This window comes from Priestia veravalensis (assembly GCF_001457055.1).
GTDB lineage: Bacteria > Bacillota > Bacilli > Bacillales > Bacillaceae_H > Priestia > Priestia flexa.
This window is the reverse complement of sequence record NZ_KQ758635.1, coordinates 1-21568: the sequence shown is the minus strand read 5'-3', so window position 1 is coordinate 21568 and position 21568 is coordinate 1. Positions and strand designations below refer to the sequence as shown.

Genomic DNA, 21568 nt, shown 5'->3' with positions numbered 1-21568 from the left:
CTCTTACATAGAGCCCGATTTTTTTGTTCGGTATAGCTTATTTTCTCAAAATCTACTAGCATAATGGAGGAATAAGTATGTCTAAAGAACAAGTAATCATTTCAATGCAACAGCCGTTTCCAAACAGTAAAAAAGTATACGTGCAAGGGACTCGAAGTGATATTCAAGTACCGATGCGCGAAATCCACCTTTCCCCCACTGTAAACGACCGCGGTGAAGAGCAAAACACCCCCGTTCGCGTTTACGATACAAGCGGCGTATACACCGATCCAGCCTATAGTGTAGATTTAGAAAAAGGACTGCCACCTTTACGCAAACCATGGATTGCAGAACGAAACGATACTTTTTCCTATGCTGGCCGTACCGTTCAAGCAAGAGATAACGGCTATAAAGAAGGCGATCAACGGAACGAAACGAAAAGCTTTCCCCTTATTAATTATTCACCACAAAAAGCAAAGGATGACAGAAACGTCACCCAAATGCATTATGCAAAAAAAGGAATTATCACGCCTGAAATGGAATTTATCGCAATTCGTGAGCAAATGAGTGCAGAAACGATTCGTGAAGAAGTTGCAGCAGGGCGTGCAATCATTCCCTGCAATATTAACCACCCAGAAGTTGAACCAATGATTATTGGAACAAAGTTTCACGTGAAAATTAATGCAAATATCGGAAACTCTGCTGTTCATTCATCAATTGAAGATGAAGTTGAAAAGATGACGTGGGCTACAAGGTGGGGAGCAGATACAATTATGGATCTTTCAACTGGTAAAGACATTCATAAGACGCGCGAATGGATTATTCGAAATTCACCCGTTCCTGTTGGCACTGTCCCAATCTATCAAGCTTTAGAGAAAGTTAATGGTATAGCAGAAGACCTATCTTGGGAGGTTTATCGTGATACACTCATTGAACAAGCAGAACAAGGGGTTGATTACTTTACAATTCATGCAGGCGTACTGTTGCGCTATATTCCACTAACTGCTACGCGAACAACCGGTATTGTCTCACGGGGTGGTTCCATTTTGGCTCAATGGTGCTTAGCACATCACCAAGAAAACTTTTTGTATACACACTTTGAAGAGATTTGCGAAATTTGTAAGCAATATGATATCTCAATCTCACTGGGAGATGGCCTGCGCCCTGGTTCAATTGCTGATGCGAACGACGAAGCTCAATTTGCAGAGCTTGATACGCTTGGCGAATTAACAACAATTGCATGGAAGCATGATGTTCAAGTAATGATTGAGGGTCCTGGACATGTGCCAATGCATCTGATTAAAGAGAACGTTGACCGACAAATGGAAGTTTGCCACGAAGCACCATTCTATACCCTGGGACCACTAACAACTGATATAGCACCGGGCTATGACCACATTACGTCTGGTATTGGAGCTGCAATGATTGGGTGGTTTGGTACAGCAATGCTTTGTTATGTAACCCCAAAAGAACATTTAGGCCTCCCGAATAAAGAAGATGTTCGCGAAGGTGTAATTACCTATAAAATTGCTGCTCATGCTGCTGATCTTGCAAAAGGTCACCCAGGTGCCCAAATTCGTGATAACGCACTTTCAAAAGCTCGATTTGAGTTTAGATGGCATGACCAATTTAATTTATCGTTAGATCCTGACCGAGCTCGAGAATACCATGATGAAACACTACCAGCAGAAGGTGCTAAAACCGCTCACTTTTGTTCCATGTGTGGACCTAAGTTCTGTTCAATGAGAATTTCTCATGATATTAGACAACTAGCGGATGAAAAACAGCTCGTTGATTTCGCTAAACAAGGCATGAAAGAAAAATCACAGGAATTTATTGAAAAAGGATCTAAACTTTATTCTTAATAAAAAGCACCGAGGTAAGCAACTACTTATCTCGGTGTCTATCGTTTTAAAATAAGTCTTTTAAAGAAAAAGAGCAGCTTAACTAAAATCCATCCGACCAGTGTTCCAATTGAATTTAGCAGAATATCATCAATATCAAAAACTCGCTCTGTTAACTCATATTGTAAAATCTCAACAGTGAAACTGATTAAGAACCCTGTGACAACCACTTGAATAAATCCGTCAAATGATTTCATAAAAAGCGGTATAAACATTCCAATTGGAGCAAACATTACAATATTCCCTATTACGTTCACGAATGCTAGCTCAAGATTTCCACTGGCCCACATGAGCTTAATTGTACTAAATAAGCTTAAGTTCATGGCTTGCCCATATACTTGCTCGTTTTCTTTAATGAGCGTGACGTAAATAAGTGTCACACCATATATAATAAACAAGAAAAGCAATCCTTGTTTTACTTTTTTCTTTGTATTATCCGTCATGTTTTTCCACACCTTCTCTGTCCTTACCGTCTGCTTTTACTTCTATCATATTGTACATGCTATGTATTTATGAAACATTCAGCTTACTTTATCCTATCACGTTACCTCTTTTTCTGGATACCAAACTTTAAAAATAAAAGAGACTGGGACACAATGAAATGATTCCTTCTCAAAGGCGAATCATTACTTTGTTATAATAGCTAGGTTGTAAGCACAAGTTCGTTCCCTTACGCTAGTTTTTTGAATTTGTTTTTGAACCAACAAAAAAATACCCAAGCTATCAAAAGCAGTTAACTTGTGATAGTTGGGGTATATCATTGTTTGAAGCACTTATGTCTCAACCTCTTGTAATTAATTAATGATTCCTCGATGAATCACTTCAACAGTTACATCTGGTTTAATATCGATTTGAGCATAGTCTTTTTTCCATTCATCTTTACCTTATCTGTCATCGTCATATATTTGTTCTTTTTATTTGATAATAATAATGCTTTTGCTTCCTCATCTTTTAACGTTATTCCCGAAAATTTTTCCCCATTAAATAACGCAATTCCCTTTATTTCTACAGACATGTTTTCCTTATTAAATTTTGCATAAAGTAGAGCTAACCCTTTTCCTTCATCAAATAACAATGTACAAATCGTTTGAAGAGTCTCTACTGGTACGAGTGATTGCTTTTCACCGTTAAAATTAAATCAACAGGGATAAGCTCATAGTGAAATGAAATCGTAGCAATATATAATGCTGGTAGACTGATTGCCACAAAAAAACTAAAGATTCTCAACAATCGAAAGAAAGAGCCGTACAAAGAGCGCGTATTATAATCTTCTGGTGATTGATAGAATGTAAAAAAGCAAGAAGGCGCAACAATTGTGGATGAGTTTCCAGCTGTCATAATCGCAATTCTTCCTTCTAATAAATTCCCCATCACGCGGTCCGGTCTTTCTGTATTAAGCGGCTGTGGAAAAGGTGAAAACGGTGAATTTTCAAGAGCTTCTTCAATAATACTCCCGCTTTCCACAGCGTCCACGTCAATTGATTCTAATCGTCGAAATACTTCTTCATAGTATTCTGGATTTGAAATTCCTTTAAGGTATAAAACAGCTACTCTCGTGCGCGAAATTGTACCGACTTCAAGGTATTTAACGATTAAGCTTCCATCTAAAAAACGCTGACGCATTAAGTTTATGTTTTTATCTAGATTTTCAACAAACCCTTCATGAGAACCGCGCACAACTTTTTCATCGATTGCTTGGCTAACTTCCCTAGATGCAGGAAGCGTAGCATCAATTACATATAAAATGGGTGTATCTTCAAGAAATAAAATAGCTCCTCCGCGACAGAGCAACGTAATGATTTCATGCAAATCTTGAGATTCGTTAACGGAACCGATTTGAATAACCTCTTTTGGGTCTCCTTCCTTTTCAAGAAGCATTAGTTTAATTACATGTTCGTTTAATTTCACCGAATCCATGAGCGGTATAAAATACATTAAAAGCGCTTTTTTACCATTAAAAGTTAACCAGCGCTCACCTAAATCACTTGTATAGTCTAAGTACTCTTGAATATACTTTTTATTTTCTTCAATTGTTAGTTTGAGCGGAATGTTGATAGATGCTGGATCTTGCTTTGGTACGCTTGCTTGCTTTTGTTTTTTCTTTTTGGGATAACGTTTAATCAGCATCAAATCCACCTCAATTCTAAATAGTTAGACTTTCAGCGTTTCTGAATTTGGAAATATTATGTAATTTAAACATAAAAAGAAGATTTGGTGTTTATCCCAAATCTCCTGACTTATACGTTCCAATCGGTTCCCCATATTTTAATTTTGTTCCACGTTCCAATGTATTCGTTAGCTTTACCTTATCTCTTTCGAACAAAAGGACTACCGTTGAGCCAAACTCAAATAACCCCACTTCTTCTCCTTTTTCATAAAAGGTATCGTTAACAGATGTCGTATAATATTTTCCATTCTTTACATTAGTCGTATGATTTCCGTATGGTACCTGGACACTTCCAACAATAAATGCGCCTACTTTAACAAGCGCTATTGTTCCAGCTTGCGTATCCACATATGTGATCAATCGCTCGTTTTTTGTGAATAGCCCAGGAACATGCTCGACTCCGATACGATTAACCGGGAACAAACGTCCTGGTAAATATGTTGCTTTTGTGACCGCTCCTGAAAGCGGCATATGAATGCGGTGATAATCGCTAGGGCTTAAATAAATGGTTAAAAAAGTTCCACCGTCAAACCTTTCAGCTTCTTCTTTCGTACACCCAATCAGCTGCTCTACTCGATAATCAATCCCTTTTGCTTGAATAAGAGTTCCTTCCTTAATATCGCCATATTCTGCTACTTTTCCATCTACTGGACTGGAAAGAGTATATGGATCGGCTACGACTTCTCGGGCTTCTGCTTTTAGCTTTCTCGTGAAAAATGAAGTGAAATTAGGATAAGAGTCTAAAGATTGTTCCATTTCATCTAGATTAATTTTATAAATTTTGCTATATGGCTTGATGATATATCTGCTAATACTTGAGCGTCCTAACACCCCTACTCCACGTGAAATCGCATTTTGTGGTAATATTTCAATGATTTGCTTTGCTATTTGATTAATCATTTCCTATAACATTCCTTTCATATGGCAGACCGTGTATAAAGTTTTCGAACTACAAGTATGATAAGTACGCAGCCTATGAAAGAAACCAATACCTTCCCAGTGCTTGTCCAACTCATGACTTGGTAAACAGAATAGCCTTCAATAAGAATTGAAGGAAGCTTTCCAATTGAGCTTGCTAAAATAAAAATCCCTAAAGAAGTCTTTCCAATAGCCGCAATAAATGTAACAAGTCCTGAAGGGACAAAAGGTAATAGTCTCAAAGAAAGAATAAGTAGAAATGCTTCTTTTCCCCGTGCATGTAAAAGCTGTTGAATTTTAGGAGAAGACAACTGCTTATGAGCAGTTAACTTTCGAAAACCTTTTCGGTAGAGCCAAAACGAAACAACTGCTCCAACTGATTCTCCAATAAACGAAATAACCATTCCTTCCCAAAAACCAAAAACAACCAAATTAGCAGCTGTTAAAAATACGCTTGGTAAAACACCAGCAATACTAATGAGCACATTCAACAAAATACTTAGTATAAATGCAATACTATCATAGCTTTCGAATAGCTGAACCGTAATTTCTTGGATATCCGCATTCATTTGTCGCTGTTTTCTCCTGTTACAACTCGATAAAGCTTGTTAGCAATTTCTTTTAGCTGCTGTGTTTCTTCCATAGATAAAGGGGAATAGTAGCGCTCTATAATAAATTGATCAATTCGCTCATATTCATCAAAGTATTCCTGCCCTTTAGGACCAAGCGTTAAAAGGATTTCCCGACGATTTTCAGGATTAAGTTCTCGATGCAAATAACTTTCTTTTTCTAATTTAGTAATAAGCTGACTAACAGAGCTCATTGACAAATTATATTTTTTCGCAATCGTCTGCACGTTTACAGGTTGCATATCATAAACTGACCTCAGCACATTAAATTGCTTTGGCGTAATATCATTAATTAGCGAAGAAAAGTACGTCTTCATTAAATAATCGTTTACTTTATTAAATATAGAAATAGCTTTTTTTATATTATCAGCTTGTTCCATTTAGACACTCCTAGTTTATATACTTAAATAGTTTAACTACATAAACTATATAACGGAGACGAATAGCTGTCAACTACAAGAAGCCCCTTCTTGTATAGAAGTGGCTTCTTAAGTGATACCTTATGCATATTTTGTTCCTTCTGGCTCTTTTCTAAAAAAGCTTTTCATCGCATGAAATACATCTGCTTTTTGCTTAAGAATAAAATGGCGGAACTGTTCATCCTGAATATTCTTATATGCAGACATTAAAGTCGAATGACGATTGTATTGATTTACTTCTCCATATCCAAACATATTAGAAACCTTCATTAGTTCGTTTACAAGCTTAACACACCTTGCGTTGTCGGATGTCAAATTGTCGCCATCTGAAAAGTGAAATGGATAAATATTATAACGGCTAGGATCGTACTTTTTATTAATCAATTCAAGTGCTTTACGGTAAGCTGATGAACAAATAGTTCCACCGCTTTCTCCCTTAGAGAAAAAGTCTTCTTCTGAAACAACTTTGGCTTCTGTATGATGGGCAATAAATTCAATTTCGACAGTTTCATACTTTGTTCGTAAAAAGCGAGTCATCCAAAAGAAAAAACTTCTCGCCATATACTTTTCCCAAATCCCCATAGACCCACTTGTATCCATCATCGCAAGCACAACTGCTTTTGATTCAGGTTTTGTTACTTCATTCCACGTCTTAAACTTTAAATCTTCAGGGAAAATTGGGTGAAATGCAGGCTTACCAGTCATTGCATTTCTCTTGTACGCAGACATCATCGTGCGCTTTTTATCAATGTTCCCCATCAAGCCAGTACGTCGAATATCATTAAATTCGATGTGTTCAACAACAATGTTATCAGATTCTTTTCGCTGTAAATTCGGAAGTTCAAGCTGTGCAAACAGTGCTTCTTGTAGCTCCATGAGCGATACTTCTGCTTCAAAGTAATCTTCTCCAGCTTGATCACCTGCACCTTGACCTTTGCCAGCACCTTTTTTTCCATCACCGCCAGATCCATCTCTGGCTACCACATCTCCTACCTTACTTTCCCCATCACCTTGACCAACATGTTTATTCTTATCATAATTGTAGCGAATTCTGTACTCATCTAATGAACGAATTGGAATCTTAACAACGTCTCTCCCATTTGACATGACAATGTTTTCTTCTGTAATTAAATCCGGTAAGTTATTCTTTATCGCTTCTTGGATTTTTTCTTGGTGTCGCTTCTGATCGTCATGACCCTTACGGTGGAGGGACCAGTCTTCCTTGGAAATCGCAAAACTCTTATCAATCTCTTTACCCACGTATTTCCCCTCCTTGTTCAAGCTGCTTTTGAAAGGTTGGTTATTCTATCCTATGTCTCAAAATGGTATACTTGCTAATTAATTTAGCTTCGACTTTTAAAAAGTCCGGCTGTACACTATCATATGAAAAAGCATCTACTGTGAATGAGATAAATGCCTATTTTGCTAATATAAAAGATAAAGAAAACATGGCACATATCAGCGGTGCCATGTTTTTTATCATTCTTTATCGATTCAATAAGCTTCCTACATAGCGTAAAAGTTCGTTCGCTGAAACGGAATTATAGCCATGCTCATCAATTAAGCGAGCAACTACCTCATTTACTTTTTTCAGCTGCTGTTCGTCTGGTGTCTTCGTTGATGTGGTAATTTTCACTACATCTTTTAAGTCCGCAAATAATTTTTTCTGAATAGCTTCACGTAAACGCTCGTGCGAATTATAGTCAAAGCGTTTCCCTTTACGAGCATACGCAGAAATACGGATTAAGATTTCTTCACGGAACGCTTTCTTCGCATTTTCTGAAATGCCAATTTGCTCTTCAATTGAGCGCATTAGCTTTTCATCTGGATTCATTTCTTCCCCTGTTAACGGATCGCGCAGCTTGTTTTTATTGCAATATGCCTCAACGTTATCGAGGTAGTTCTCCATCAGCGTCTTCGCTGATTCTTCATATGAATATACGAATGCTTTTTGAACTTCTTTTTTCGCGATTTCATCATATTCTTTACGTGCTAATGAAATGTAGTTTAGATAGCGCTCACGGTCTTCTGCTGAAATAGATGCATGCTGATCTAACCCCTCTTTTAGTGAACGCAATACATCTAACGCATTAATTGATTTAATATCTTTTCGAATGATAGTTGATGAAATACGGTTAATTACATAACGTGGATCGATTCCACTCATACCTTCATCCGAATGTTCTTTCTTCAACTCTTCCACATCTGCATCGTTGTAACCTTCAACAGATTGGCCATCATATAGCCTCATTTTCTTTAATAGATCAATATCGCCTTTTTTAGGCTCTTTTAATCTTGTTAGCGTTGTAAAGATGGAAGCAATGCGCAGCGTATGTGGTGCGATATGCACATCCGATACGTCGCTTTCTCGAATCATTTTTTCATAGATTTTCTCTTCTTCACTAACCTTTAAGTTATATGGAACCGGCATGACGATAATACGTGAATGCAAGGCTTCATTTTTCTTATTCGAAATAAAGGAGCGATACTCCGTTTCATTTGTATGTGCGACGATTAATTCATCTGCACTAATTAAAGCAAATCGTCCTGCTTTAAAATTCCCTTCTTGGGTAAGAGATAATAAATGCCATAAGAACTTCTCATCACACTTTAACATCTCCTGGAACTCCATCATTCCTCGGTTCGCTTTATTTAGCTCTCCGTCAAATCGATATGCTCGTGGATCTGATTCTGATCCGTATTCAGCAATGGTTGAAAAGTCAATGCTTCCTGTTAAGTCAGCAATGTCCTGAGATTTTGGATCAGATGGACTGAATGTACCAATCCCCGTACGTTTATCTTCAGAGAAGAAGATTCTTTCGACAATAACGTCTTCAATTCTGCCGCCATACTCTTCCTCTAATCTCATTGTATTTAAAGGCGATAAGTTTCCTTCAACTCGAATGCCATACTCTTCATAGAAATCTCGACGCAGATGGTGTGGAATTAAATGAAGTGGATCTTCATGCATTGGGCATCCTTTGATTGCATAGACAGCACCACGATCTGTTAAAGAATACGCTTCTAATCCTCTTTTTAGCATGGTAACAAGCGTTGATTTCCCTCCACTAACTGGTCCCATAAGTAATAAAATACGCTTCCGGACATCTAATCGTTTCGCTGCAGGATGGAAGTATTCTTCAACCAGCCTTTCAAGCGATTCTTCTAGACCAAACATTTGTTCACTGAAGAATTTATATTGCTTTTTCCCATTGACATCTTCAATTCCTGCATCTTTAATCATATTGTAGACCCTTGAATGCGCTGGCTGAGCAATTAAAGGCTCATCTTTAATTAGTTTTAAATATTCTTCAAATGTACCTTCCCATTTAAGTCGATTCTCTGCTTCACGGTATTTTTCAATTTTCTTTAATATATCCATTAAAGGACCTCCCCTACTAGTTCTGGTGCTAGTGAACAAGATTAATACAATCTATGCAGTAAAATGTTTGAACATGCTTTTTAAATTAAGAAATTCAGAATTTTGTCTACATTAAAGATTCACAGCGTGCCCTGAATTAGCTATAATAATTAGGAGGAGCATGACAGAAAAATAAAGGAGGCTCTATCCATGAGGTTACTATTGGTTTTAGGCGTATCACTTGCTTTTTTATCAGCAATTTTTACGGCTGGGTATAATGACAAGCCTGGGGTAAAGCGCAAATAGAATGAACCTACATAGAACAGTCATCCTTGTAAAAAAAAAGAAAATCCCCTTAATCAAGGGGATTTTCTCTTAATAAGTCGCCGTACTCTTGCTGTCGCAGCGCTTCATAAATTAAAATAGCTGCCGTGTTTGATAAGTTTAAAGACCGAACGTTTTTCGTCATTGGTAAACGCAAGCATCTATCCATATTCGCTTCAATGATTTCATCAGGTAATCCACTTGTTTCGCGACCAAACACAAAGAAGTGATCATCTTCTACATTGCTATAGTCAAAGGATGAATGCGGCTTCTTTCCGAATTTAGTGATGAAGTAAAATGCTGCTTCTGGATACTTTTCAAAAATTTCTTCTAACGAATCATGATAGATAACCTCAACATAATCCCAATAATCTAAGCCGGCGCGCTTTAACATTTTATCATCCGTCGAGAAGCCTAATGGACGAACTAAGTGTAAAGTTGTGTTCGTTGCTGCACAAGTTCTCGCAATATTACCAGTGTTAGCTGGAATTTCTGGTTGATATAAAACAACATGTAGTCCCAAAATAGTCACCTCTAAATACAAATCTATTCATCATTATACCATTAACTTTTCAAAACAAAAGGGATATTTATTGATCGGTAATATGGAAAAACGCATACTTCATATTTGGCGTATAAGCTGTCGAATCTTCATAAGCCCAATAGCGCATGCGGCTATTATACGTATTAGCATTAACTAAAGGCATCCCGTCTGCATCTTTTGCCACAACGATTGTCGTGTGGTTCCATCTGCCGTCTCCTTCAAAATCATAGCAAATAACATCACCCATTGTTAACTCTTTAACTGAGCTTTTTTTAATGGCTCGCAGCCCTTGTTTTGAGTTTTGGAGATAACTGTGCATCGAGTGCGCCACCGCCCAGCTATAGCTCCAATTATCTTTACTTAGCCACCAGCCTTTACTTCGATTAGGTTGACCTCTCATAGGGGCTTTTCCTGCTCGTAAACACTGAGAGATGTAATTCGTACAGTTCACCTCAAAGTATTTATAAGCTGGATTAGGCGTATTCCAATATGTTTCTGCATACTGTACCGCTGCTAGACGGTCATAGTACCCATTTCGATCAGCTATTTCTTCCTTATCATCCATACTAAATTCTAAGTCATCTATTTCATCTATATGAATAGGAAGCAATTTATCATGAATTAGCGTATCTTTATAAAACAATGCGCACCGCTCTTCTACCTCTTCTTCTACGTAAAATAAATCATCTTGTTTACATAAAAATCGTTTGTGTATTTGATAAGTAACCTTTGTCTCTTCATTTTCATTTTGAACGTCATGAATAGCTCCTTTAACCGTACACTTCACAACCTCTACTTTTCTCTTTCTCAGTAAAGACTGCTTAAGCTCGTATTCCTGTTCGATAAACGGCTTAAAGTCCTCGCTGATTACTTGATTCACGTAGCTATTTGCTTTGGCTTTCATCAATGTATATAGGACATTTTTCTTTGCTAGCATCTGTTCACCACATTTCTCTGCTTTTACTATACGCTATGATGAACAGCTTACCTTTTAACACAACAATTTCATCTTCTATGACTTTACTAACAGCGCAATTCCCTTTTCAAACTCTTGCTTGGCTTCCTCATCCTGCTCTTTTTCTTTTAATTGTTCCAGTATAGGTAGCACCTCATCGTTTCCAATTTTCCCTAAGGCCCAAGCTGCTGTTCCTCGTATTACAGGACGTACATCTTCTTTCATTACTTTAATTAAATCAGGTATAGCTGTTTCATCCTTAAAATGAGCAAGTGCAATAATTGCATTACGTTGAATTGGTTTTTTTCCACGCCAAGAACCAGATACATGGCCATATTTTTCTTTAAACTCACGATTGCTCATTGTTAATAACGGCTTTAACTTCGGCTTTGCAATCTCAGGATCTGGTTCCATTTCAGGATGAAAGTGAAAGTCTTTACCTTTATTCTCAGGACATACCGTTTGGCACGTATCGCAGCCGTATAAGCGGTTGCCAATTTTATCTCGAAACTCATCTACCAAAAAACCTTTTGTTTGTGTTAAAAATGCAATACAACGCTGAGAATTAAGCTGTCCGCCTGTAACTAATGCACCTGTTGGGCATACTTCAACACATTTATTACAAGTACCGCACTGGTCTTCAATTGGTTGATCCGGTTCAAATGGAATATTCGTGACGATTTCACCTAAATATACGTATGAACCAAACTCCGGCGTAATAATCGCGCAATTCTTTCCACTCCAGCCAATCCCAGCTCGCTCGGCAACGGCTCGATCAGAGAGCTCGCCCGTGTCTACCATAGATTTCACTTCAACACCTTGAACTTTTTCTTTTAAGAACGATTCAAGTTTTTGGAGCCTGTCTCGTAAAATGGTATGATAATCTTGTCCCCAAGAAGCACGACAAAAAATGCCTCTTCGGTCTTCCTTTGTACTTCTTGGTGCATTAGGCATTTTAGAAGGGTATGCAAGAGCAATAGCAATGATTGACTTCGCTTTTGGAACCAAAAGCGTTGGATTCGTACGCTTCTCAATATCTGGTTCTTCAAACCCTGAAGCGTAGCCTAATTCTTGTTGTCTTAATAAACGATCTTTTAACGTCTCAAACGTTGACGCACTAGCAAAACCAATTTTATCAATACCTATTTCTTTACTATAGGCAATCACTTCTTTTTTTAACTGTTGAAAATCCATTTATGCTATTCTCCTTTAAAATTCAATGCGTAGAATTGCTTTTACTATCATTTTCACTGGAACAATTCTACTCTATACATAACTCACTAATGAAAAGGTGGTATTTTATATGAACGTTATCATTTCACCAGAAATTAAAGAAAAAAATAATGATATTAAACTAGGCATTATTCATTATCGAAATATCGAAGTAAGCGAAGCTCCACAAATGTTAAAAGGAAGGTTACGACTCTTTCAAGAATCCATTTATTTTGATTTACAAGATAGAACCATCACTTCTTTTGAAGGAATCAAGGAGTGGAGATGCATATTTAAGGAGTTTGGAACCGATCCAAGCAAATATCGTCCATCCATTGAAGCATTATTTCGTCGAATTCAAAAACAAACGTACTTACCCACAATTAATTCAGCTGTAGACTTAAATAACTTCTTTTCCCTTCAGTACGAAGTTCCTTTAGGCATTTACGATAAAAGCTGTTTAAATGGAGACATTTCGTTACGACTTGGGAATGAAGATGAAAGTTACCTTGCAATTAATGGTCGAGAAGTGTCTCTATACAATAAGCTTGTATTAGCAGATGAACAAGGTCCTTTTGGAAGTCCTTATGTTGACTCCAACCGAGCTCCAGTTTCTGAACAGACATCTGAAGCACTTCAGATAATCTTCTTAAAACCTTCTCTATCTACTGAAAGCTCCTTAAAACTAACTGAATCTCTCAGCACCATGTTTACACAAATTCATGGTGGAGAAGCTTCGTATTCGCTTATCAACTAACCACAAAGACGTTTATCTAATTTAGATAAACGTCTTTTTTATTCACTATAACCCTAAAAATATAAAAAACGCAACACCTTGTTTTTGGTAAACAAGATACTGCGTTGTGATCACAATATGTATGGAGCGGGTGATGGGAATCGAACCCACGACATCAGCTTGGAAGGCTGAGGTTTTACCATTAAACTACACCCGCAAATGAAGTTGTGCTATCTCTTAACAACATTCATTATAGTATCTTTCGACATAAATTGCAACCCTTCTGTTAAATTTATGTGAAAATATTAACGAACTATTAAGTTTTCATAAACAAATAGGCTTTACAAGTTACCTTGCAAAGCCTATTTCTTAGCTATATCGATAATCTCTTAAAGCTTTTAAAACTGAAATTTCTTCTAATATCTGTTCACCTACATTTGTTTCTTTTACCATTTTTCGTTCCAATTCTTTATCAACTAGTCGCTTAACGGATAGTACATCAGCTTCGTCCAATAAGATATCTTTTTTGGAGTTAAAGTGCTTATGAGCAACTAACTGCATGCCATAAGAATTAGACAATAACGTATATCCTGCAATTCCGGTTTGTGATTGATATGCTTTTGAAAACCCGCCATCAATGACAATCATTCTACCGTTTGCTTTAACAGGGTTTTCACCTTCTATCTCTTTAACAGGCGTGTGACCATTAATGATATGACCATGATCTGGATTTAATCCAAAATCAGCTAATATTCGACGGCACATATCCTCTTTTTCACGAAGGTAATAATATGGATTTTTCTTTTCTTTATGCGTTGCTTTATCTTTAATGAAATAGCGCTCAAACGTCGTCATCGCTCGTTTTCCAAATAGAGATGAATATTCGCCCGTCCATAAATACCAGACCATGTCAGTTGCTAAATCATCCGTTTTATCCGGGCCTGCAAAAGCCGAACGCAAATACTGCTCAAACACATCTAACAGTTGACGACCTGAATAAAACTTGCCTTCAATCACCATCTTTTCCATATTTCCTTCTTCATCTAAAGGAATACATCCATGGATGAGTAAGTTCCCATTGTATTTCAAATAGAGATTTCCTTTATTCATAAGAAAGTTCATATGTCTTGCTAGCTTTTCAGAATGTTGAACTGAAAACAATAATTTCTCAATAACCTGCTCCTCTTCTTCTAAGAGCTCTTGTGGATTTTCAGGGTTTACCGTTGCAAAGCATCCATTTTCAATAGGATACGTTTTATCTCCAAGTGTAATTTCATTTGTTTCATAATTAACTTTCTCAAGCAAAAGTCGTTCTGACATATTGAAATACGGACGTCTTTTAATAATTGGCATTTCAAGCTTAAACTGAATCATCGCAATAGCTTGATGAATTTTTGTAATCTGTAAACGTTCATGCTCAGATAGTTGCGAACCTACATTTTCTTTTGGACGGAATGCAGGATTATCATCATAATATTTTTCTGCTAGGTTTAGAAGTGGTCGTAAGTTAATACCATACGCATCTTCAATAATATTTAAGTTATTATAACGTGCACAAATACGAACAATATTAGCTAAGCATACTTTCGAACCTGCAAAAGCTCCAATCCAAAGAACGTCATGGTTTCCCCACTGAATATCGACGGAATGATAGTTAATAAGAGTTTCCATGATCTTATCAGGTTCTGGACCACGATCATAAATATCTCCAACGACATGCAAATGATCGACAACCAACCGCTGAATGGTATAAGCCAGTCCTGATATAAGTTTATCAGCTTGTCCTAATGAAATGATTTGCTGCACAATTTTATGATAGTAATGCTCTTTATTTGTAAATTCATCTGTCTTATATAAAAGCTCTTCAATAATATAAGCAAACTGCTCAGGGAGTGCTTTACGCACCTTTGAACGTGTATACTTCGATGATGCATACAAAACTAAATCAAGCATGCGATTAATCATTGTCGTATACCAATCACGTAGTTCTTGTTTGCGAGTAAAGTTTGCTTTAATAATCTTCAGCTTCTCTTCTGGATAATAAACAAGCGTCGCAAATTCATTAATTTCTTGTTGAGATAATGTATCCTTAAACAGATCTTTAATCTTTTCTTTTACGTTTCCCGACCCATTCCGTAATACGTGTTGAAAGGCCTGATACTCGCCGTGTAAATCACTTACAAAGTGTTCTGTTCCTTTTGGCAAATTTAGAATTGCTTCTAAGTTAATAATTTCCGTTACCACTTTCTCTTCTGTGTCATACTTCTTAGCCAGTAGATCTAAATAATTTACGTTCAAAACTATGTATCCCCTTTCAAACTAACTTATCACCTCAGCGTTTACAGAAGCTTACTGCGTGAGTCTTTCATCTTTAGTACTTATTGTACACCTCTTCACACTCGACTTCTAGAGAGATCAATTACATTTTGTTAACTAATTTACAATTTTTATTTAATTCAAACTTAATCAGTTGCTTTGAAAAGACTAAACACAAAAAAGACCTCAACATCTCTGTTGAAGTCTTAACATTACGTTCTTTTATGTAAAACTAATACCGGTGGTCGGGGTTGAAATGGCGGTCAAAGTATTGATTTAATAAGGTTTTGTAAAATTATGCGTAAAATTTGCGTAAAAAAATATGTGTTCACTTAATTAATTTATTCAATTAACTATAGTTTTTTAGTTAGTAATAAATAAGTAGCCCAATTAGAGTACACAAATACACACATTTAATTATTGAAAAAGTAAGAGAGCCTTCTAACTAAATTACTATCCAATTAGACACTCTTTTTATAATTTAATTATCCATATCCCATCTAAAATATTTAGATAAATTTTTTAAAGCATCATCTAAATCTTCTTCTCTGCTCATTTCTACTAGTCTTTTCACTGTTTGTTCTACTTTATTTTGATCATAATCTTTCATTATTAAATATCCACGACCAATTTCGATATCTTCAATTACGTTGTTGAGTCTTGCAGGACTTATAACTTCAAAAGAAAACATATCTGAAGCTCCCTCAACACCTTCTAAGCCAACGTCTAATTGATAATAAATACAGAAATCTTCGAATGATTCTCCCCAATCTTCATGAATATTAGTAAGGGCTTTAATGACAAGCATTCCTATACAACTCCTTAATCAGTAATGTCTACGTGAACATTCTTTATTTGAACAGTTTTCTTTCCACCTACAGTGGTTACAAAACTATTATCTTGAAAGTTTGCTCTCCACATATTTTCCTTTGGCTTAAATTGTATTCTAAAAGCACGATCTTTTGTACCATAACCAATTACTTTCCCATCTACTATAATCTCTCGAGCACCTGGTCCTACCCAACCCTTTCCAGCATTTATTGCATTTTCTCGAGTAGCACTACCTAATGTCGATAAACCTTTTGGAGATTTTTTTGCTCCATTCAGTATATCGTACGAACTCATGTCTTCCACATAACCTTCGTGCCACCATTTACTTTTAGGTTTAGTATTATCCTATTGATTAAAGAAATAAGCCTTTACTAATTCATCTAGCAATCTAAGATTTTGAATGGTATTTTAGTAGAAATGTCTAACCTTCTTACTAAAGTTGCTAAACTCTTAGATGATTATGTAAATGTTCTTAAAGATACAGATAATCAAATCGCTAGCTAAATCCGCGGTTAATTTATATGAAGTAATAAAAGGAGCCTCAAGCATTAACTTGGGCCCCTTTTATTATTCTTCCTCACTATATAATTTACTTAATAATTGGGTAAACGTATTTGCTACAAAGAACACCCCTTCTTCGGGGTCTTCATACGCCAACTCATGATCCCAATAAACAATAGATGGGTTTGCTTCATTTGTTCGATAGTCAAAACAAAGATAATCACCACCTGGTGTATCAGCGAAAGGATATACTTTATCTATCAATCTATCTTCGATATTCTCACGCACTTGAACCAGATAATCTATCTCTTGTTGATTAAAGCTCAATAGATGGTTAAATGCTGCGCCCTTTACTTTTCCATAATCAAACGCATTTAGAGAGGGATAACCTTCATGGTTTTCTAAAATACAATCTATGTAATCAATTGGAAACTTAATACCAAATTTCTTCTCTACTTCAAGTACATCTTTCAATGTAGCTTCTTGTTCTGAACAAAATAACCACTCTATATCCATTAATTTTCTCCTCCTAATTATTATCGGTATTCTTTACCGCCGCCCCAGATATGCCTTCCGCCTGTATGACCAGTCTTACTATGAATAAACTCATCTACTAATTGCATTTTACCTTCGTCTTGATGATGATGCCAGGTATAACCTTTAGGTTTTATACCTTTTCCAAACATTTGTATTTCTCTTTCTGTGAATTTACTAGCGAGTACTGGATCTTTTTTTGTTTCCTCATATAGTAGTCTAGCAGCTTCCTTAAATTGAGCTGTATCATTTTTCAAATAAAATGATGGATCAATATGAGTTTGAAATTTAAAATCAAAAATTGGAAAACCATCGCTATCGTAAGGAACACCTGTTATTGGATGAACATGATTCTTTTTATGTCCCATACGAAGACTAACTGTCTTTTCTTCCCCAGTATGAAGATTTGTGTATGTATATGGTGCAGCCTGATACAATTGATTTTTAGTATCCGGTGTTTCTACATGTTGGAAATCAGGAATGTTAACTTTTTCAATACCAGCCACTTCATAGTTTAAGTGCTGTTGAGTAAGAGATTGGTAACCTGCTTGTACTTTTGTTTTGGTATGTTTTGTTTTGGTATGTTTTGTTCCATTCACAGTAGCTTTCTTCACAGCAGCTGCTGCTTCTGATTTTGCAGCTTGCTTCAACCCACCCTTGACAACCGCACTAGCACCTTTAGCTCCGTCCCATGCTCCTGTTGTTATCTGCTTCCAGACAGATGGCTTTTTATCTGGTTTCTTGTGCTTGTGATGAGATGATTTGCTCGAATCTGAAGTACTTGTTACAGCCTTAGCACTCCTATACTCTTGGGTGAATATTGGGATCAACAGCAGCATATATACTTTCAATAGCTTGCTTTCCTCTTCCAACTATATATTTCACGTCTTGAAATGCTGCTTGCATTCTTTTTTGTGCAAGAGACAAATTGTTATTCATTAAAGGGGGGGGTGCGCTCTCGGTAATATCTTATTCTCAACTTTACTATATTCTTTTTGTACCGTAATACTCCAAGCTAAAACACCATTTTTTACTGTTTCATAAGTATGAGCCATCCAATTTTGAACAACTTTTGGATGTAAAGCATTACGTGTAGAACAATTATATAACTACAATGAATTCTCATCAGTCCCTACAATATATACATGGTGGATTATTATGAAAGTTTGTTGTTTATATCAATTTAGTTTATTCAAATGATGGATTCTAATATTGTATTTATTCTCCAATAACTACTTTAAAAAAACAAAGCCTTGCCTCTTTAATTATAAAGTAGCAGGGGCTTTGTTTCTTCTATAGTCATCCATAAATCTTTCTTCTCCGGAGTCAGTTATATACTTCCAAAACTTCCATCCTTTTGTTGAATTGTTATTTTTACCAGAAAAATCTTCCTTAGCTTTATTAGCAGCAGACACAGAATAAGCTTTACCTTTATATAGGATTTTTTCAGTTTCTATATTGAGTGTCATCCACTAATGTGCATTATAAAAATTCCACACCGATTCGATCTACTTTAATCTCCGCGTATTCACCAATTATCTCTGGATAATCATCAAGGTAACCCTCTTCATCTACCACGCGCAGACCAGCATCAACAAAACCTTCGCGAACAATTCCTCGAATTAGATACCTATATGATTCCTGAATTCTCTCCAACTCTTTGACTCTATTTTCAATTAAACGAATATGTAAATCATTGAAAATTGTAAAACTTATATTTACTGGATAATCTTGACCTTCCTTAATTTCATACGGACAAATATCGATAAATGCTGTAAATACTACACCGTCTATATCTAAAGTAACCTCTTCTTCCAAATGTTCATCTAATTTCTTCACTTTAGCGAAATATTTCATTTAATTAGCTCCTTTACTCTGCAGGGTTAATGACCGGAACATTCTTACCGTTAATAGTTTTCCAAAACTTTTTACCACTTTGAGTATGATATGTAGTGATTTGACCATTATTATTAGTGCCAACAAACTCAAATTTTGCAAATCCTTTTCTACTACTTCCTATATTCTGAATATACCCGGTTCTAATTTCCCCTCTATAGTTGTATTTGACTTTAATCCCATTCTCAATTACAAATCTTGCGCCTTCCAAGTATTCGTCTACATTACTATAAATTCCTTCAAATTCACCATCATGTTTTTCAAAATGCCCCTCTAACTTTTCTCTATCAGCAAAATCTGAAGGTGAATCTATTTTTTAGGGACGGATTTGTCATGAGTGGCTTTCTCCTGTTTAACGTTCTCTACTTTCTTCGCATTTGGTCGTATCGGCTTACCATCTTCATACTTCCATTGTTTTGTTTCAGCATCAGACTGCAAATTTTTATAGGTTTTTTTCGTAACCTTGCCAATTTCTTTTTTAGCTGCTTTTGTAGAGATTTTTTTGGTGAAACCAAGAACTGCTTTTTTACCCAAGCTTTTTGGATTAATATAATATCTCAAGTTTTGTACCTGAAAACATAGAATCAAGCTCTTTTGCTTCACCCACGCGATCATTAGGAACCTTTCGAACTTCTTTATAAATAACATTTCCATTTTTTGCAGGATGTTCGAAAATAATCTGCCCGTTGTCATAAAGATGATACTTTCCATTAATTTTCCCTTCAACTTCATCAAATACATCAATAGACTTAACAGTTTCAACATTATCTAGATTTTTCAGTTTTCCATCTTTAATTGTAATATTTGAAGTATTTACTTTATGAACGGCTTTGGCATCCTTTGTTTTGGAAAGTTGGTCTGTATGTGACACTTTTTTTGCTTTCTCTACACCATCCACTTCTTTTACGTCTTTACTGTTTTTCATAAACTTTACAAACGAAAGTTTTGCATCTTTAAGAGCTTGTTCCATTGTTTTTTGTGGTAAAGACGGTCCAAGTGGGAGAAGCTGTGGGAATAGTTGTGGAACAGGTGCCTTTAGTAACTTTGTATACCCTTTTCTTACAGCGCTTGTCCAAGCAATTGCTCTATTTTTTTACCGATAATAACTCTATTTCCTTATTGTCTAAAGTCTCAATATTTTTTTGCCTATCTCTCAGCAATTTAATATTTTTCATGGGGTTCTTATCAATAAGCTTATTTTTAAACAAAAAATTATAAAATGAACAAAGTGCACGCAATCGAGTATTAATAGTGGTAATCTTAATAGATTGTTTACTCATTAGAATAAAGTCTTCAATATCTTTGTAATTACATTCCACAAGTTCTTTATCGATACGCCTTCTAAACGCTTGAAATTCGTTCTTATAATATTTGACAGTAGCAGGTCTTAAATTTCTTAGATAACAGTCTCTAAAGAACTTTTCAAATGCTTCTTCATCGTTTACTTTCTTTTTAATAATGTTTAACTCTTTTTCATTTAACTCTCCACGTCTACTCATAAAAACCTCCTATACACACGATTTTGGTTTATTTTTGTCGTGTTAAGAAAAACACAAAAAAAGACTTCAACGTATTCGTTGAAGTCTTGTCATTATAAGATTCAAGTAAAGCTAAAGTACCAGTGGTCGGGGTCGAACCGACACTCCCGAAGGAACACGATTTTGAGTCGTGCGCGTCTGCCAATTCCGCCACACTGGCAAAATAAAAAAGGCAGAAATAATATAAATGGTGCCGAGGGCCGGACTTGAACCGGCACGGTAGTCACCTACCGCAGGATTTTAAGTCCTGTGTGTCTGCCAATTCCACCACCCCGGCAGGACTTATTGTGAATAATGGAGGCGGCAACCGGATTTGAACCGGTGATAAAGGTTTTGCAGACCTCTGCCTTACCACTTGGCTATGCCGCCACTTTATTCAAAATATGGAGCGGAAGACGAGGTTCGAACTCGCGACCCCCACCTTGGCAAGGTGGTGTTCTACCACTGAACTACTTCCGCATATTGTATGGCTGGGCTAGCTGGATTCGAACCAACGCATGACGGAGTCAAAGTCCGTTGCCTTACCGCTTGGCTATAGCCCAATAAAAATGGGGCGACTGATGGGAATCGAACCCACGAATGTCGGAACCACAATCCGATGCGTTAACCACTTCGCCACAATCGCCGTATTAATTGGCAGGGGTAGTAGGAATCGAACCCACACTGACGGTTTTGGAGACCGTAGTTCTACCTTTAAACTATACCCCTATAAGATGGTGGAGGGGGGCAGATTCGAACTGCCGAACCCGAAGGAGCGGATTTACAGTCCGCCGCGTTTAGCCACTTCGCTACCCCTCCAGAAAA

General features: G+C 36.5%; 24 protein-coding genes and 9 tRNA genes. 2 read left to right on the top strand and 31 right to left on the bottom strand.

Going from position 1 to position 21568, the window contains the following annotated elements; translation table 11 throughout:
* The first annotated feature begins 77 nt into the window (after positions 1–77).
* The gene (gene thiC, locus AS180_RS06145; protein ID WP_025908467.1) at positions 78–1844 is read left to right on the top strand and encodes a phosphomethylpyrimidine synthase ThiC; all 1767 of its coding nucleotides are present in this window, start codon (positions 78–80) and stop codon (positions 1842–1844) included.
* Positions 1845–1882: 38 nt separating this feature from the next.
* On the opposite strand, the gene AS180_RS06140 is transcribed toward thiC, so the two are convergent.
* From AS180_RS06140 to queG, 11 genes are all read right to left on the bottom strand, one after another.
* Entirely contained in the window at positions 1883–2326 is a 444-nt protein-coding gene (locus AS180_RS06140) for a VanZ family protein (protein WP_025908466.1), read from the bottom strand.
* Between the two features lie 386 nt (positions 2327–2712).
* Positions 2713–2958 carry a hypothetical protein gene (locus tag AS180_RS06135; RefSeq protein WP_025908465.1) on the bottom strand — a complete coding sequence of 82 codons (246 nt, stop codon included), beginning with the start codon at positions 2956–2958 and terminating at the stop codon, positions 2713–2715.
* 23 nt (positions 2959–2981) lie between these two features.
* Entirely contained in the window at positions 2982–4010 is a 1029-nt protein-coding gene (locus AS180_RS06130; RefSeq protein WP_062686544.1) for a spore germination protein, read from the bottom strand.
* Positions 4011–4101: 91 nt separating this feature from the next.
* Positions 4102–4950, bottom strand: a complete 849-nt coding sequence (gene asd / locus AS180_RS06125) for an archaetidylserine decarboxylase (RefSeq protein ID WP_025908463.1) — start codon at positions 4948–4950, stop codon at positions 4102–4104.
* Between the two features lie 17 nt (positions 4951–4967).
* Entirely contained in the window at positions 4968–5525 is a 558-nt protein-coding gene (locus AS180_RS06120) for a TVP38/TMEM64 family protein (protein WP_062686567.1), read from the bottom strand.
* An 8-nt stretch (positions 5526–5533) separates the two neighbouring features.
* Positions 5534–5977: a MarR family winged helix-turn-helix transcriptional regulator gene (locus AS180_RS06115; protein ID WP_062686543.1), complete on the bottom strand. Its 444-nt coding sequence runs from the start codon at positions 5975–5977 to the stop codon at positions 5534–5536.
* Positions 5978–6097: 120 nt separating this feature from the next.
* A complete protein-coding gene (gene yhbH, locus AS180_RS06110; protein WP_025908460.1) occupies positions 6098–7276 on the bottom strand; it encodes a sporulation protein YhbH in 1179 nt (392 codons plus the stop codon).
* 226 nt (positions 7277–7502) lie between these two features.
* Positions 7503–9398: a PrkA family serine protein kinase gene (locus AS180_RS06105; RefSeq protein ID WP_025908459.1), complete on the bottom strand. Its 1896-nt coding sequence runs from the start codon at positions 9396–9398 to the stop codon at positions 7503–7505.
* A 334-nt stretch (positions 9399–9732) separates the two neighbouring features.
* Complete coding sequence (gene trmL / locus AS180_RS06100; protein ID WP_090752733.1) at positions 9733–10233, bottom strand: tRNA (uridine(34)/cytosine(34)/5-carboxymethylaminomethyluridine(34)-2'-O)-methyltransferase TrmL; 501 nt, start codon at positions 10231–10233, stop codon at positions 9733–9735.
* A gap of 58 nt (positions 10234–10291) precedes the next feature.
* A complete protein-coding gene (locus AS180_RS06095; RefSeq protein WP_025908457.1) occupies positions 10292–11182 on the bottom strand; it encodes an amidase domain-containing protein in 891 nt (296 codons plus the stop codon).
* 75 nt (positions 11183–11257) lie between these two features.
* Positions 11258–12394 carry a tRNA epoxyqueuosine(34) reductase QueG gene (queG, locus tag AS180_RS06090; RefSeq protein ID WP_025908456.1) on the bottom strand — a complete coding sequence of 379 codons (1137 nt, stop codon included), beginning with the start codon at positions 12392–12394 and terminating at the stop codon, positions 11258–11260.
* Positions 12395–12503: 109 nt separating this feature from the next.
* Between queG and AS180_RS06085 the strand changes: the two genes are divergently transcribed.
* Positions 12504–13169, top strand: coding sequence for a B3/B4 domain-containing protein (locus tag AS180_RS06085; RefSeq protein ID WP_025908455.1), 666 nt, complete (start codon positions 12504–12506; stop codon positions 13167–13169).
* Positions 13170–13291: 122 nt separating this feature from the next.
* On the opposite strand, the gene AS180_RS06080 is transcribed toward AS180_RS06085, so the two are convergent.
* The 20 genes from AS180_RS06080 to AS180_RS05985 form a co-directional block, all read right to left on the bottom strand.
* A tRNA-Gly gene (locus AS180_RS06080) sits at positions 13292–13365 on the bottom strand.
* Positions 13366–13517: 152 nt separating this feature from the next.
* A complete protein-coding gene (locus AS180_RS06075) occupies positions 13518–15446 on the bottom strand; it encodes a fructose-bisphosphatase class III (RefSeq protein ID WP_062686542.1) in 1929 nt (642 codons plus the stop codon).
* A 499-nt stretch (positions 15447–15945) separates the two neighbouring features.
* Complete coding sequence (locus AS180_RS06070; protein ID WP_025911199.1) at positions 15946–16272, bottom strand: Imm8 family immunity protein; 327 nt, start codon at positions 16270–16272, stop codon at positions 15946–15948.
* A gap of 14 nt (positions 16273–16286) precedes the next feature.
* Positions 16287–16598 carry a hypothetical protein gene (locus AS180_RS06065; protein ID WP_025911198.1) on the bottom strand — a complete coding sequence of 104 codons (312 nt, stop codon included), beginning with the start codon at positions 16596–16598 and terminating at the stop codon, positions 16287–16289.
* A 264-nt stretch (positions 16599–16862) separates the two neighbouring features.
* Complete coding sequence (locus tag AS180_RS06060) at positions 16863–17312, bottom strand: SMI1/KNR4 family protein (protein WP_035321231.1); 450 nt, start codon at positions 17310–17312, stop codon at positions 16863–16865.
* A 20-nt stretch (positions 17313–17332) separates the two neighbouring features.
* Positions 17333–18181, bottom strand: coding sequence for an HNH endonuclease (locus tag AS180_RS06055; protein WP_025911195.1), 849 nt, complete (start codon positions 18179–18181; stop codon positions 17333–17335).
* 414 nt (positions 18182–18595) lie between these two features.
* Complete coding sequence (locus tag AS180_RS06050) at positions 18596–18799, bottom strand: hypothetical protein (protein ID WP_025911192.1); 204 nt, start codon at positions 18797–18799, stop codon at positions 18596–18598.
* 13 nt (positions 18800–18812) lie between these two features.
* On the bottom strand, positions 18813–19187 hold the full coding sequence (locus AS180_RS06045) for a hypothetical protein (RefSeq protein WP_025911191.1): 375 nt from the start codon (positions 19185–19187) through the stop codon (positions 18813–18815).
* 13 nt (positions 19188–19200) lie between these two features.
* Complete coding sequence (locus AS180_RS06040; RefSeq protein ID WP_025911189.1) at positions 19201–19437, bottom strand: hypothetical protein; 237 nt, start codon at positions 19435–19437, stop codon at positions 19201–19203.
* Between the two features lie 98 nt (positions 19438–19535).
* Positions 19536–19787 (bottom strand): hypothetical protein, encoded by a 252-nt coding sequence (locus tag AS180_RS06035; RefSeq protein WP_025911188.1) that lies wholly within the window; start codon positions 19785–19787, stop codon positions 19536–19538.
* Positions 19771–20151, bottom strand: a complete 381-nt coding sequence (locus AS180_RS06030; protein ID WP_139109158.1) for a hypothetical protein — start codon at positions 20149–20151, stop codon at positions 19771–19773. The genes AS180_RS06035 and AS180_RS06030 overlap by 17 nt, the downstream gene beginning before the upstream one ends.
* Positions 20152–20311: 160 nt before the next feature.
* Positions 20312–20725 (bottom strand): phage integrase N-terminal SAM-like domain-containing protein, encoded by a 414-nt coding sequence (locus tag AS180_RS06025; RefSeq protein WP_025911186.1) that lies wholly within the window; start codon positions 20723–20725, stop codon positions 20312–20314.
* 117 nt (positions 20726–20842) lie between these two features.
* Positions 20843–20924: transfer RNA gene (locus AS180_RS06020), tRNA-Leu, on the bottom strand.
* Positions 20925–20952: 28 nt separating this feature from the next.
* Positions 20953–21041, bottom strand: a tRNA-Leu gene (locus AS180_RS06015).
* 18 nt (positions 21042–21059) lie between these two features.
* Positions 21060–21133: transfer RNA gene (locus tag AS180_RS06010), tRNA-Cys, on the bottom strand.
* A gap of 15 nt (positions 21134–21148) precedes the next feature.
* Positions 21149–21223, bottom strand: a tRNA-Gly gene (locus AS180_RS06005).
* Positions 21224–21231: 8 nt separating this feature from the next.
* A tRNA-Gln gene (locus tag AS180_RS06000) sits at positions 21232–21306 on the bottom strand.
* Between the two features lie 7 nt (positions 21307–21313).
* Positions 21314–21389: transfer RNA gene (locus AS180_RS05995), tRNA-His, on the bottom strand.
* 9 nt (positions 21390–21398) lie between these two features.
* Positions 21399–21472, bottom strand: a tRNA-Trp gene (locus AS180_RS05990).
* A gap of 6 nt (positions 21473–21478) precedes the next feature.
* Positions 21479–21562 (bottom strand) — tRNA-Tyr (locus AS180_RS05985).
* Positions 21563–21568: the final 6 nt, after the last annotated feature.

Bases quoted from the DNA above. Each gene is read 5' to 3' on its own strand.
- thiC (WP_025908467.1), top strand. From the start codon at position 78: ATGTCTAAAGAACAAGTAATCATTTCAATGCAACAGCCGTTTCCAAAC.
- AS180_RS06140 (WP_025908466.1), bottom strand. From the start codon at position 2,326: ATGACGGATAATACAAAGAAAAAAGTAAAACAAGGATTGCTTTTCTTG.
- AS180_RS06130 (WP_062686544.1), bottom strand. From the start codon at position 4,010: ATGCTGATTAAACGTTATCCCAAAAAGAAAAAACAAAAGCAAGCAAGC.
- asd (WP_025908463.1), bottom strand. From the start codon at position 4,950: ATGATTAATCAAATAGCAAAGCAAATCATTGAAATATTACCACAAAAT.
- AS180_RS06115 (WP_062686543.1), bottom strand. From the start codon at position 5,977: ATGGAACAAGCTGATAATATAAAAAAAGCTATTTCTATATTTAATAAA.
- AS180_RS06105 (WP_025908459.1), bottom strand. From the start codon at position 9,398: ATGGATATATTAAAGAAAATTGAAAAATACCGTGAAGCAGAGAATCGA.
- AS180_RS06095 (WP_025908457.1), bottom strand. From the start codon at position 11,182: ATGCTAGCAAAGAAAAATGTCCTATATACATTGATGAAAGCCAAAGCA.
- queG (WP_025908456.1), bottom strand. From the start codon at position 12,394: ATGGATTTTCAACAGTTAAAAAAAGAAGTGATTGCCTATAGTAAAGAA.
- AS180_RS06085 (WP_025908455.1), top strand. From the start codon at position 12,504: ATGAACGTTATCATTTCACCAGAAATTAAAGAAAAAAATAATGATATT.
- AS180_RS06070 (WP_025911199.1), bottom strand. From the start codon at position 16,272: ATGCTTGTCATTAAAGCCCTTACTAATATTCATGAAGATTGGGGAGAA.
- AS180_RS06060 (WP_035321231.1), bottom strand. From the start codon at position 17,312: ATGGATATAGAGTGGTTATTTTGTTCAGAACAAGAAGCTACATTGAAA.
- AS180_RS06050 (WP_025911192.1), bottom strand. From the start codon at position 18,799: ATGACACTCAATATAGAAACTGAAAAAATCCTATATAAAGGTAAAGCT.
- AS180_RS06045 (WP_025911191.1), bottom strand. From the start codon at position 19,187: ATGAAATATTTCGCTAAAGTGAAGAAATTAGATGAACATTTGGAAGAA.
- AS180_RS06030 (WP_139109158.1), bottom strand. From the start codon at position 20,151: ATGAAAAACAGTAAAGACGTAAAAGAAGTGGATGGTGTAGAGAAAGCA.
- AS180_RS06025 (WP_025911186.1), bottom strand. From the start codon at position 20,725: ATGAGTAGACGTGGAGAGTTAAATGAAAAAGAGTTAAACATTATTAAA.